Source organism: Priestia sp. FSL W8-0524 (assembly GCF_038005965.1).
Lineage (GTDB): Bacteria > Bacillota > Bacilli > Bacillales > Bacillaceae_H > Priestia > Priestia zanthoxyli.
Map to the genome: position 1 here is coordinate 641182 of NZ_JBBOUG010000001.1, position 12408 is coordinate 653589.

13 protein-coding genes are annotated in these 12408 nt (G+C 38.5%); all 13 read left to right on the forward strand.

The window, feature by feature from the left end:
• Window positions 1-15 precede the first annotated feature (15 nt).
• The 13 genes from NST66_RS03225 (at window position 16) to NST66_RS03285 (ending at window position 12374) form a co-directional block, all read left to right on the forward strand.
• The gene (locus tag NST66_RS03225; protein ID WP_014461382.1) at window positions 16-546 is read left to right on the forward strand and encodes an NAD(P)H-dependent oxidoreductase; all 531 of its coding nucleotides are present in this window, start codon (window positions 16-18) and stop codon (window positions 544-546) included.
• A gap of 8 nt (window positions 547-554) precedes the next feature.
• Entirely contained in the window at window positions 555-977 is a 423-nt protein-coding gene (locus NST66_RS03230) for a hypothetical protein (protein ID WP_034269671.1), read from the forward strand.
• A 162-nt stretch (window positions 978-1139) separates the two neighbouring features.
• The gene (locus NST66_RS03235; protein ID WP_028412182.1) at window positions 1140-1565 is read left to right on the forward strand and encodes a MarR family winged helix-turn-helix transcriptional regulator; all 426 of its coding nucleotides are present in this window, start codon (window positions 1140-1142) and stop codon (window positions 1563-1565) included.
• 117 nt (window positions 1566-1682) lie between these two features.
• Window positions 1683-2672 carry a LacI family DNA-binding transcriptional regulator gene (locus NST66_RS03240; RefSeq protein WP_049163042.1) on the forward strand — a complete coding sequence of 330 codons (990 nt, stop codon included), beginning with the start codon at window positions 1683-1685 and terminating at the stop codon, window positions 2670-2672.
• Window positions 2665-3543 carry a ribokinase gene (gene rbsK / locus NST66_RS03245; RefSeq protein ID WP_028412184.1) on the forward strand — a complete coding sequence of 293 codons (879 nt, stop codon included), beginning with the start codon at window positions 2665-2667 and terminating at the stop codon, window positions 3541-3543. Before NST66_RS03240 ends, rbsK begins: the two co-directional genes overlap by 8 nt.
• Entirely contained in the window at window positions 3544-3933 is a 390-nt protein-coding gene (gene rbsD, locus NST66_RS03250; RefSeq protein WP_034269677.1) for a D-ribose pyranase, read from the forward strand.
• Window positions 3934-3947: 14 nt separating this feature from the next.
• A complete protein-coding gene (locus tag NST66_RS03255; RefSeq protein WP_028412185.1) occupies window positions 3948-5429 on the forward strand; it encodes a sugar ABC transporter ATP-binding protein in 1482 nt (493 codons plus the stop codon).
• A gap of 1 nt (window position 5430) precedes the next feature.
• Entirely contained in the window at window positions 5431-6390 is a 960-nt protein-coding gene (gene rbsC / locus NST66_RS03260; RefSeq protein WP_033578167.1) for a ribose ABC transporter permease RbsC, read from the forward strand.
• Window positions 6391-6401: 11 nt separating this feature from the next.
• Entirely contained in the window at window positions 6402-7322 is a 921-nt protein-coding gene (gene rbsB / locus NST66_RS03265) for a ribose ABC transporter substrate-binding protein RbsB (RefSeq protein ID WP_014461376.1), read from the forward strand.
• A gap of 439 nt (window positions 7323-7761) precedes the next feature.
• Window positions 7762-9030, forward strand: a complete 1269-nt coding sequence (locus tag NST66_RS03270) for a 3D domain-containing protein (protein ID WP_033578168.1) — start codon at window positions 7762-7764, stop codon at window positions 9028-9030.
• A 176-nt stretch (window positions 9031-9206) separates the two neighbouring features.
• Complete coding sequence (locus tag NST66_RS03275; protein ID WP_016763208.1) at window positions 9207-9818, forward strand: flavin reductase family protein; 612 nt, start codon at window positions 9207-9209, stop codon at window positions 9816-9818.
• Window positions 9819-10169: 351 nt separating this feature from the next.
• Window positions 10170-11447, forward strand: coding sequence for an ABC transporter substrate-binding protein (locus NST66_RS03280; protein WP_340843056.1), 1278 nt, complete (start codon window positions 10170-10172; stop codon window positions 11445-11447).
• A 72-nt stretch (window positions 11448-11519) separates the two neighbouring features.
• Complete coding sequence (locus NST66_RS03285) at window positions 11520-12374, forward strand: carbohydrate ABC transporter permease (RefSeq protein WP_014461372.1); 855 nt, start codon at window positions 11520-11522, stop codon at window positions 12372-12374.
• The last annotated feature ends 34 nt before the right edge of the window (window positions 12375-12408 follow it).

Here is a 12408-nt window from a genome sequence, read left to right on the forward strand (position 1 = left end):
ACGGAGGGATAAAGGATGAAAATTTGTATCGTATATGATAGTGAAGGCGGACATACAGAGGCATTAGCCAAAGCGATTGCTTCTGGCGCTGAGCTGTCTGGAGAAGCAACTGTATATGTAAAGCATGTCGAAGAAGCAGATGTACGTGAACTGCCTGAAATGGATGCTATTATTTGGGGCTGCCCAGGGCATTTTGGAACAATCAGTTCAGGGTTAAAAACGTGGATTGATAAATTAGGTTATTTATGGGCAGAAGGTAAATTAATTGATAAAGTAGGTGCGGTGTTCTGTACAACAGCTACAACGCACGGTGGCTTAGAAGCAACGCTTTTAAATTTAATTACACCGATGCTTCATCAAGGAATGGTTATCGCTGGCTTACCAGGTAACATTCCAGAAAATGCGCTGTACGGTACTTATTACGGTGTGGGAATTACTTGTCCAATCGAAGGTGACGAATTATTAACAGAGAACGACCAAGCGCTAGGTAAAGCGTTAGGAGAACGTGTTGTTCAAGTGACTAAACGAATGACACAAGGACAGTAGGTGACGGTATGTTAGGTATTTTACTGATCGTTGTAGCTGTGATTCTGGTTGTCCTAATTATTACAATGAATGCTAAAGCATCATCTTCTAAGCGCCAGCGTACAGTTCCACCTAAAAAAGAAGCGGCTGCTTCAAATGCTCCTAAAGAGCCAAAAGTAGAAGAGAAAAAAGTGGCAGAAAAAAAACCTGCAGCACCAAAAGAAACACTAAAAGAAGAGCCAAAAGAACCGCAGGCGAAGACGGAAACAAGAACATCTAGACATAAGAAAGAAAAAGATGTCATGAACGATGATATGTATCGTCAAGTGCTGCAAAAGTTTAGAGAAGGCGAAAAAGACGACACGGTTTTTACAAAAGAAGAACGTGACGTTATGAATGATGACGCTTTTCGTAAGGCTTTAAGATCGTTTAAGAAAAACGATAATGAATGAGTTTCTTCTATTATAATAGTACGGAATAAAACAGATAGAAAATAGGTTATAAGCATTCCGCGAAACCAGCCGCTCTCCCCAGGTTAGGTTTCGCTTGGAGTGCAGCAGGGGGCTGACATGTTAGAATCGACTCCCTGATTATAAGAAAGGGGACGTCAAAACATGGAACAGCTCACATTTATTGAAGAGGTCCAGAGAATTTCGATATCCCTTAACAAAAAGGTAATGACAGAGATAAAAGAAAGGTTACTTTCACAAGGGATTACGCCTTTTCAATATCATATCTTATTAATTATCGGTAAATGCAGTCATATTGGAGTAACCAAGCTGGCAGAGGAGATGCGTGTAAAGCCTAGTGCGATCACTCCTGTTATTACTCGTTTAATAGACTTAGAGTTAGTTTCACGCTATCACTCTAAAGAGGATCGCCGTAAGGTAAACATTGAGTTAACTGCTAAAGGTGAACAAGTGATTGAAGAAGCAAATGAAATTGTGCAAAAGATGATTGCTCATTTCTTTTCTTGCTATGAGCCGAAAGATCAAGAGCAATTTTTGAAATTATTTAAGAAACTAGACGCTAATATCTAATGAAAGAAACATCACTTCTTAATGGAGTGATTTTTTTTTGATAAAAAGATTGTCAACTTCACTTTTCCATGATATTATTTGTGTAAACGGTTACATATATGGAGGGAGGGAAATAAAGTGGTAACAATTCGTGATGTAGCAAAAGAAGCAGGCGTGTCCGTTGCGACCGTTTCGCGTGTTTTAAACAGTACAGGGTATGTAAAAGAAGACACGCGTGTGCGAGTAATGAATACAATTCAAAAATTAAACTACAGCCCTAACGAAGTAGCCCGTTCGCTTTATACACGTGAATCACGTTTGATTGGTCTATTGCTTCCAGACATCACAAACCCTTTTTTCCCTCAGCTCGCACGAGGAATAGAAGATGAAGTACATAGCCATGGATTTCGTTTAATTCTTGGCAATAGTGATGAGCAGTTAGAGAAAGAATTGACATATCTCCAAACGTTTACGCAAAATCATGTAGTAGGAATGATTACGGCAACAACAAGTTTAGCTCAGAAACTATATGAAGGTCTTACATTTCCCGTCGTGTTTTTAGATAGAAGTTCTGATCAGTATCCATCCGTTTATGCTGATGGTTTTGAAGGCGGGAAAATCGCTGCAGAAGAAATAATCAAAAGAGGAAGTAAAAGAATTACTCTTATCAAAGGTCCAGTAAATGTAAAGCCTGCTCAGGAACGTTTTCAAGGCTCTCTTTCTGTCTTGAGTCAGTCTGATGCAGACTTTTACGTATTAAATACAAATTCTCTAGCATTTGACGATGCGCAGAAATGGGCAAAGGAAATCTTTCAAAAGTACCCTGAAACAGACGGGATTATCGCAAGTAATGACATTGTAGCCACAGCTGTTTTACATGAGGCGTTTCGATTAGAGAAAAGCGTGCCTGATGATCTTCAAGTGATTGGTTTTGATGATATTCCGCAAAGCCGCTTTTCGTTTCCAGCCCTGTCTACAATTCGTCAGCCTGCTTATGAAATGGGCAAGCAAGCAGCAGGTCTGTTAATGAAATGCATTAAGAAAGAACCTTTAATTCAAAAGCAAGTACAACTACCCGTTACGTTTATTGAACGAAATACGACACGAAAGGTTGAGGAACATGGCTAAAGTAACTGTGATTGGAAGTTCATCAATGGATTTAGTAGTAACATCAAATATTCGTCCTGGAGCTGGAGAAACAGTGTTAGGAGAATCATTTAAAACCGTTCCGGGAGGAAAAGGAGCGAACCAAGCTGTTGCAGCAGCCCGGCTTGGAGCGGATGTGAGTATGATTGGATGTGTGGGCGAAGATCATTACGGAAAAGCAATCCTGGAGAATTTCAAATCAAACGGTGTATCTGTGGAAAATGTGAAACCGGTTACAGATTCAGATAGCGGAACAGCTCACATTATACTCGCTGAAGGAGACAACAGCATTGTAGTTGTTAAAGGAGCAAACGATTATATTACTCCAGACTACGTAGAAAAAGCCAAAGAAAAAATTAAAGAAGCTGATATCGTACTTATTCAGCAAGAAATTCCAGAAGAAACGGTTGAATATGTTGCTCAGCTTTGTCAGGAACTTAAAGTACCGCTTTTATTAAATCCAGCGCCTGCAAGACCATTAAAAGCAGAAGTGATTGAACAAGTTTCTTACATCACTCCAAATGAACATGAAGCAGCGCTTTTATTTGAAGGAAAAGAAAAAGAAGAAGTATTAAAACAGTATCCAAATAAATTGTTTATTACAGAAGGAAAACAAGGTGTACGCTATTTTAACGGCGAGAAAGAAGTATTGGTTCCTTCTTATCAAGTAGAAACGATTGATACAACAGGAGCAGGAGATACGTTTAACGCAGCGCTTGCTGTGGCACTTGCCGAAGGAATGGGTTTTGAAAAAGGAATTCAGTTTGCTAATCGCGCAGCTTCGCTATCCGTCACTAAATTTGGTGCGCAAGGCGGCATGCCGACTCGAAAAGAAGTGGAGGAGAGTCTGTAAATGAAACGTCACGGAATGATTAACAGTCATATTACGAAAATACTAACAGATCTAGGTCATACAGACACTATTGTCATTGCAGATGCAGGGTTACCTGTTCCGCGTGACGTGCCTAAAATTGATTTATCTTTAAAGCTAGGAGTGCCTAGCTTTGAAGATGTAGTAGTAGCTGTGTTAGAAGATATGGCTACAGAAAAAATAGTGATTGCTTCTGAAATGAAAGAAAGAAACCAAAAGGCTTACGAGTTGATGGAAAAGCAAAACATCTTAGTAGAAGAAGTATCGCATGAACAATTGAAAATGTTGACAAGTAAAGCGAAAGTTGTGATTCGTACAGGAGAAGCAACTCCTTATGCAAACTGTATTTTACAAGCGGGAGTTATTTTTTAAAAGAGGTGAACAGCATGCATATTGCAATGAGAGGGATTCATAAAGCCTTTGGAGCAAACCGTGTACTAAGAGGCGTGGATTTTGAATTACATGAAGGTGAAGTTCACGCACTAATGGGGGAAAATGGAGCGGGGAAATCTACGCTGATGAATATTTTAACCGGCCTTCATAAAAAAGATGAAGGGCAGATTCTGATTGATGGCAAGGAGACGTATTTTCAAAATCCAAAAGAAGCAGAACAAAACGGAATTACCTTTATTCATCAAGAGCTGAACGTTTGGCCTGAAATGACGGTGCTTGAGAACTTATTTATCGGCAAAGAATTAAAAACGCCTTTAGGTTTTTTAAAAACAAAAGAAATGAAAGCGTTAGCAAAGAAGCAGTTTGAAAAATTAGCTGTCACCATTCCTCTTGATCAAGAAGCAGGACTTTGTTCTGTCGGACAGCAGCAAATGATTGAGATAGCCAAAGCGCTGATGACGAATGCAAAAGTGATTATCATGGATGAGCCGACCGCAGCGCTTACTGAAAGAGAAATTCAAAAGTTATTTGACGTAATTAATGCGCTGCGAAAACAAGGTGTATCGATTGTCTATATTTCACATCGTATGGAAGAGATTTTCGCTATTTGTGATTCCATTACGGTCATGCGTGACGGACAGACGGTAGACAAAAAGCCGATTCCAGAAACCAGCTTCGATGATGTTGTTCGCAAAATGGTAGGAAGAGAGCTAACGGATCGATTTCCTGCTAGGACATCTCCTAAGGGAGACGTTGTTTTTGAAGCAAAAGGCTTGGAGAGAAAAGGTGTGTTTCAAGACGTTCATTTTTCAGTGCGATCAGGAGAAATTGTCGGCGTTGCGGGGCTAATGGGAGCTGGAAGAACCGAGATTATGCGCGCTATCTTCGGGCTTGATCCGTTAGAAAAAGGCGAAATTATCTTAAATGGCAAACGGGTCAGTATCACAAAGCCAGACCAAGCCATTAAATTAGGTCTCGGGTTCATTACAGAAGATCGTAAAACAGAAGGGCTCGTTCTGGATTTTTCTATTCGAGAAAATATTGCACTTCCAAGTCTATTCAGCTTTTCGCCAAAAGGCTTTATTGAACAAAAAAGCGAGCAGCAATTTGTAGATTTGCTTATTAAACGTTTAACGATCAAAACCGAGTCGTCTGAGACGAGTGCGGCTAATTTATCGGGAGGAAATCAGCAAAAAGTAGTTATTGCCAAGTGGATTGGCATTGGACCAAAAGTGCTAATTTTAGATGAACCAACTCGAGGAGTTGACGTCGGGGCGAAGCGTGAAATTTATCAGCTTATGAATGAACTGACAGACAGAGGCGTGGCTATTATCATGGTGTCTTCAGAGCTTCCGGAAGTACTCGGCATGAGTGATCGCATTTTGGTTGTGCATGAAGGAAAGATAACAGGTGAACTGACAAGTGAAGAAGCAACTCAAGAAAAAATTATGACATTTGCAACAGGAGGTCAGTAAAATGAAAGCAAACACAGCGATAAAAGAAAATCGCGTTGATAACGTGATGCAAAAGCTAGGTCCGTTACTAGGTTTATTTATTCTTATTGTCATTGTATCGATTTTAAATCCAAGCTTTTTAGAACCTTTAAATATTTTAAACTTGCTGCGTCAAGTGGCTATTAATGCTTTAATTGCATTCGGTATGACATTTGTTATTTTAACAGGGGGAATTGATTTATCCGTGGGCTCTATACTTGCTCTATCAAGTGCGTTAATGGCAGGTATGATTGTGTCAGGTGTAGATCCTATTTTAGCTATTTTAATAGGATGTGTGTTAGGAGCTGTAATGGGTATGGTTAACGGCTTACTTATTACAAAAGGAAAAATGGCGCCGTTTATTGCGACGCTAGCGACGATGACAATTTTTAGAGGGTTAACGCTTGTTTATACAGATGGAAATCCGATTACGGGCTTAGGTGAAAACTATTACTTCCAGTTATTTGGCCGAGGCTATTTCCTAGGTATTCCTGTTCCAGCAATTACGATGGTACTAGCGTTTGCTGTCCTATGGGTGATTTTGCATAAAACACCGTTTGGCCGTAGAACATATGCAATCGGTGGAAATGAAAAAGCAGCATTTATTTCAGGAATCAAAGTTCCGAAAGTTAAGGTTATGATTTACTCACTAGCAGGATTATTGGCAGCGCTATCAGGAGCGATTTTGACTTCTCGCTTGAATTCTGCTCAGCCAACGGCAGGTACGTCTTACGAGTTAGATGCTATCGCCGCAGTAGTACTGGGTGGCACAAGCCTTTCCGGAGGACGTGGACGCATTGTTGGAACGTTAATTGGTGCGCTGATTATCGGAACATTAAACAACGGTTTGAACTTACTCGGCGTTTCGTCGTTTTACCAAATGGTCGTAAAAGGAATTGTTATTTTAATTGCGGTATTAATTGATCGCAAAAAGTCAGCTTAGGAGGGAAAAACATGAAGAAAATTTGGCTCGTGCTATTATCATTTTCATTATTACTGTTAGGGGCTTGTTCACTTCAGCCTCCTGAGTGGGCGAAACCATCTGAAAGTAAAAATTTAAAAGATATTAAAATTGGTTTATCCGTGTCTACATTAAACAATCCGTTCTTTGTTTCCCTAAAAGAAGGAGTACAAAAAGAAGCAAAAAAACTGGGCATGGAAGTAGTTGTAGTAGATGCTCAAAATGATTCAGCAAAACAAATTAACGATGTAGAAGATTTAATGCAGCAAGGTGTTAACATTCTGCTTATTAACCCAACGGATTCAGCCGCTATTTCAACAGCTGTACAATCGGCTAATAATGTAGGGATTCCAGTTATTACGCTAGATCGTTCAGCAGAAAAAGGAAAAGTGGAAACACTGGTAGCTTCAGATAATGTAAAAGGTGGTCAAATGGCTGCTGATTACATTGTAAAAAAAGTAGGTGAAAAAGCTCAGGTAGCAGAACTTGAAGGCGTGCCCGGAGCTTCAGCAACTCGTGAACGAGGAAAAGGGTTCCACAACGTTGCAGATCAAAAGCTAGATATTACGGCTAAACAGTCAGCTGATTTTGACCGTACAAAAGGCTTAAACGTTATGGAGAACGTTCTTCAAGGAAACCCTGGTATCAAAGCCGTATTTGCTCACAATGATGAAATGGCATTAGGAGCTATTCAAGCGATTAACAGCTCAGGAAAAGATGTATTAGTAGTAGGGTTTGATGGAAACGACGATGCAATTAAAGCAGTAAAAGAAGGAAAACTAGGAGCAACTGTAGCCCAGCAGCCTGTTTTAATTGGTAAACTTGCCGTAAAGTCTGCTAAAAATGTTCTTCAAGGCAAAAAAGTAGATAAGCAAATTCCAGTGCCTTTAAAACTAGTAACCTCTGAAAAATAATGGCTTTATACGTGTGAAGAAAAAAGACGCTCATTTGATTTATGGGCGTCTTTATATATATATAAAGTGTAAAAAAGAAGTGAAAAAGTCACAACTTTATAAATAGTGTAGGAATTATGTAGGTGGAATTTATGTAATAAAAAGTAAAAAACACAGAAAAAAGGCGGTAAAACACATAATTTTCTGTGAAAAATTTGTAATATAGCTGTAATAATAAGCGTTTATTTTGATTTTTAAAGAGTAATTTTGCCCCCTTTGTGACAAAAATATATCTTTTTTAATAAACAGTAAACCTCTCTATCAAGGGATTTTGGTGGTAAATTCCCAGAAAGAGATTCTTGGTTATACAGATTATGGGAAACTTTTAACTGTATTGTAACATAAACAGCTAGTTTTTTATGGTATAACTATGTCTATGAGGAAAGGGGACTATTACTTTATGAAAATTTTTAAGCGTATGACTCTTGCAGCAGTCACAGGAATTTTCTTCATGACCGGCATTACAGAGACTCACGCCCAATCGAATGAAGAAGCGCTCCAGACTACTGAAAATAAAATTAAAGAAACAGAAAAGGCTGTTCAACAAAAAGAGAAAGAGAAACAGTCTATCAATTCAGATGTTCAAAACATACAGTCACAATTAAATTCATTACATACAGTAATCTCTAGCAATAAAAAAGAGTTAGCATCGACTGAAAAGCAGATTTCAGAAGCGAACAAAATGATTGAGAAAAAGAAAAAAGAGATCGTTTTGCTTCAGGAAAAAGTGTTAAGTCGTAAAGATATTATTGAAAATCGATTAGTTGCTTTACAGCAGGACGATAAAACAAGCGTTGTTATTGATACATTAATGAATGCTGATAACTTTGGAGATTTTGTTGCACGTATGGGTGCGGTCACAACTTTATTGTCAGCAGATAATGATATTTTAAAGCAGCATCAAAATGACTTAGATCAAATTGAAAAAGATAAAAAAGAAATTGATAAGCAAGAAAAAGTATTAGAAGCAGCAAAAAGTAGCCTAGCGGCTAAACAAGCTGAATTAGATAAAAACGTTGCGAAACAAACAGCAACGTTAACAACTATGCAAGAAAAATACAGTACGGTCGTAAATGAAATTGATGCAGCTTCTTCAGAAAAAGCAAATCTTCAGTCTGAACTAACAGGCATTCAAGATAAGATTGCAAAAGAAAAAGAAGCAGCTCAAAAGCAAGCTGAGCAAGTGGCAAAACAGCAGGCGGCTGAAAAGGCTGAGGCTGATGCAGAAGCAAAGCGTCAAGCTGAATTAGCAACAGCTAAAAAAGAAGTAAAAACAGAGCCGAAACAAGAAGTAAAAACAGCTGCGGCTACAGAGAAGAAAGCAGCCGTTTCTTCAGAAGAAAAAGAAACGAAAAAAGAAGAAAGCACACAAAAGCATTCTGGAAAAGAAATGTATGTAGAAGCAACAGCTTATACAGCTAATTGTGCAGGCTGCAGCGGCGTAACAGCCACTGGACAAAATGTAAGTTCAGGCACTCATAAAATTATTGCGGTAGATCCATCCGTTATTCCATTAGGTTCAAAAGTATATGTAGAAGGATACGGAGTGGCAACAGCAGGTGATACGGGCGGTGCGATTAAAGGATATCGAATTGACGTATTAGTACCTTCTGAGTCAGCTGCAAAAGCATTTGGACGTCGTACAGTGAAAGTAACGGTGCTAAACTAAAGAGAAGATCCGAACGATTTATCGTTCGGATTTTTTCATTTTGTTGGTTTTCAGATGAGATGGATGCAGCTATGTCTCACCCTCTTCTTTGCATGTTTGGTGAGCAAGTTGCTAGCTAATCTATGCTCTTTTCGTTACCATACAATAAAGTAAATGGAAGAAAAGGAGTGGGTAAAATGAAGGTAGTTGATCCAGCGGTACAAAGTGCAAAAGATAATTATCATTTGCTAACAGGTGTCGTCATTCCCCGGCCAATTGCGTTTATTACAAGTCAAAATGATGACGGTGTAGTAAATGCCGCGCCGTTTAGTTTTTTTAATGTAGTTGCGGCAGAGCCTCCGCTGATTGCCGTTTCGGTTTCGAGAAGTGAAGGTCAAATGACGAAAGATACGGCCAAAAATATTAGTGCATCTAAAGAATTTGTAGTTCATCTTGTAGACGAAAACTTAGTGGAACAGGTGAATCAAGCGGCATCTTCTTACCCTTCTTCCGTGAGTGAAGTCGAGGAAACAGGGTTAACACTAGCACCGAGCAAAAAAGTGCAGGTTCCCGGAATTCAAGAAGCCAGCATTCGAATGGAATGTAAGCTTCACCAAATTGTTCCATTAGGAACGGATGAGGCATACAGCTCAGATTTGTTTATCGGTGAAGTTGTGATGTTTCATATTAGTGAAAAAGTGATAGAAAACGATCGCGTTTCTGCAGAACGTGTGAAGCCAGTCAGCCGGCTTGCGGGTTCTAACTATAGTAAATTGGGGCAATTATTTTCCTTAGAACGTCCCAAATAAGCAAGAAAGTGTTACTTATGTAGCAAAAAAATAGTATACATTGGATTTTTTTAAATAAGCGATTGTGTTCTGTTTCAACAATAACAGTACATTCGCTTTTTTTTATGAACGAAAAAGTTAATAGAAACCATAATAACAAAATCAATTTACAAAAAGGCAAAAATGTAAGGTTTTTGCCTTTTATATTTACCATTGAGGAAAAGGGTATTCATTCATATAATTTAGATTAAGTAAATTGTATACGCTTTCAATATACAGAATTATTTTTCAATAATTCTATCTAGAAAGAGACGTGAGCGTTTACAAAAAAACTTGCCACACTAGGAGACGAGATCATAGGAGGGGTATTCATTGAAACGTTGGTTTAGTTTAATCAGTTTTGCACTCATTTTAACCCTAGTACTTGCAGGATGCGGAGGAAAGTCCGCTAATGAAACAAGTGGTAGCGGTGGAAAAGAAGTTGTTGCATGGGCTTGGAATATTAACGTACCGGTATTAAAGAAAGCAGCAGCAGAATATCAAAAAGAGAACCCAGGATTTAAATTAAAAGTAGTGGATATGGGACGTGAAGATGTTTATTCAAAATTAACAACAGGATTGCAAGCTGGCGGAAAAGGCCTTCCTGATATTGTATTAGTAGAAGACGATCGTTTCCAAGGATACTTGGATGCATTTCCAAAAGCATTTTTAAACCTATCTAAAAAAGGATTTGATAAGCAAGAAGATAAATTTCCAGAGTTTAAGAGAGCTCTTTTATCAAAGGATGGAGACATGTACGGCTTCCCGTTTGATGCAGGTCCGACAGGCGTTTTCTACCGCACAGATTACTTTGAAAAAGCAGGTGTAGATCCAAACAGCATCAAAACATGGGATGATTACATTGCGGCTGGTAAAAAAATTAAAGAAAAAGTTGGCGTTGATTTACTAGGTTTAGATTTTAATAATGACGATGGCTTATTCCGAATGGCACTAACGCAGCAAGGTACGTTCTATTTTAATAACAAAGGTAAGCTCAATTTAACTTCTAAAGAAGCGAAAAAAGCGATGGAGTTAAATAAGAAGTTAAAAGAAGCAGGCATTGTTAAAAATACAGTGGGATGGGATGCTTCAATCAGTGCTTTAGCAGAAGGTAAAGTAGCAAGTTCACCATCGGGTGCTTGGCTATCTGGTTCTATTACGCAACAGGCTCCAGATTTAAAAGGAAAATGGGGAGTGTTTTTATTACCTTCGTTTGAAGAAGGAGGCAACCGTGCTTCTAACTTAGGCGGAAGCAACTATGTGATTTCAGCAAATAGCCAAAAAGCAGATGAAGCGTACAAATTTATGGAATATTTCTCAACAACAGATAAAGTTCAAGAAGAAGCGATGAAGGGCGGATTATTCCCATCATTAAATACCGTATATTCTTCAAAATTATTCACTGCACAAGATGAGTACTTTAACAATCAGACGATTTGGAAAACATTCGCAGATGAAATGAAAGATATTAAGCCGGTTAATTTTACAGGCAATTACTCAGTTGCAAACAGTGAAGCAGTCAAAGCTGTGTCAGAGGTAACAAATGGTAAGGGCGTTACAGACTCGCTTGAAGCAGCTCAAAAACGCTTAGAAAACCGAATTCAAAAATAATCAAGAAGCATAGAAGGTGATTTCTAGAAAATTGCCTTCTATCTCTTCTTCTTGCGGTACTAGGAGGTCATCATGAAGACAAATAAATCATTGCCTTATTTATTTATTGCTCCAGCACTTTTGCTGTTCGCGCTGTTTACCATCTATCCTATTTTTTCATCGTTTATTCTAAGCTTTCAGAGTATGGAAGGCGGAAAGTATGTATTTACCGGTTTATCAAACTATACACGTTTGCTCGGAGATGATATTTTCTGGAAAGCGCTTGGAAATACGGGGATTATTTTAATCGTTCAAGTACCCGTCATGATTTTATTAGCGCTTGTACTAGCTAACGCGTTAAACAGTCAGCTTTTAAGACTAAAAGGTTTTTTCCGAGTTTCATTTTTCTTGCCCGCAGTAACGTCGCTAGTTGCCTATTCTATTTTGTTTTCAATCATTCTTCAAGATGAAGGAATTATGAATACTATTTTAGGGTTTTTCGGTATCGATGCCATTCAGTGGCTGGGAGATCCTTTCTGGGCTAAAGTCTCAATCATCGTGGCGATGACTTGGAGATGGACAGGTTATAATATGGTTATTTTTCTAGCAGCTCTTCAAAGTTTATCTCATGAAGTTTACGAAGCAGCTGATTTAGACGGGGCAAATCGTATTCAAAAGTTTTTCCACGTAACGGTTCCACAATTAAAACCCGTTATCTTGTTTGCTACTATTTTATCAACAATTGGCACGCTTCAATTGTTTGACGAACCTTTTAACTTAACAAAAGGCGGCCCTGCTGATTCCACGATGACGCTAGGCTTATATATTTATCAAAATGGCTTTAAATATTTTGATTTTGGATATGCTTCAGCCATTGCGTACGTTGTTGTATTATTAGTCGGTATTTTAACGTTCTTCCAATTTAAATTTACGGGTGATAAATCATGAGTGTATTAGAGAGAGTAGAAGCAACCGCAGTAGC

Bases quoted from the DNA above. Each gene is read 5' to 3' on its own strand.
- NST66_RS03225 (WP_014461382.1), top strand. From the start codon at position 16: ATGAAAATTTGTATCGTATATGATAGTGAAGGCGGACATACAGAGGCA.
- NST66_RS03230 (WP_034269671.1), top strand. From the start codon at position 555: ATGTTAGGTATTTTACTGATCGTTGTAGCTGTGATTCTGGTTGTCCTA.
- NST66_RS03235 (WP_028412182.1), top strand. From the start codon at position 1,140: ATGGAACAGCTCACATTTATTGAAGAGGTCCAGAGAATTTCGATATCC.
- rbsK (WP_028412184.1), top strand. From the start codon at position 2,665: ATGGCTAAAGTAACTGTGATTGGAAGTTCATCAATGGATTTAGTAGTA.
- rbsD (WP_034269677.1), top strand. From the start codon at position 3,544: ATGAAACGTCACGGAATGATTAACAGTCATATTACGAAAATACTAACA.
- NST66_RS03255 (WP_028412185.1), top strand. From the start codon at position 3,948: ATGCATATTGCAATGAGAGGGATTCATAAAGCCTTTGGAGCAAACCGT.
- rbsC (WP_033578167.1), top strand. From the start codon at position 5,431: ATGAAAGCAAACACAGCGATAAAAGAAAATCGCGTTGATAACGTGATG.
- rbsB (WP_014461376.1), top strand. From the start codon at position 6,402: ATGAAGAAAATTTGGCTCGTGCTATTATCATTTTCATTATTACTGTTA.
- NST66_RS03270 (WP_033578168.1), top strand. From the start codon at position 7,762: ATGAAAATTTTTAAGCGTATGACTCTTGCAGCAGTCACAGGAATTTTC.
- NST66_RS03275 (WP_016763208.1), top strand. From the start codon at position 9,207: ATGAAGGTAGTTGATCCAGCGGTACAAAGTGCAAAAGATAATTATCAT.
- NST66_RS03285 (WP_014461372.1), top strand. From the start codon at position 11,520: ATGAAGACAAATAAATCATTGCCTTATTTATTTATTGCTCCAGCACTT.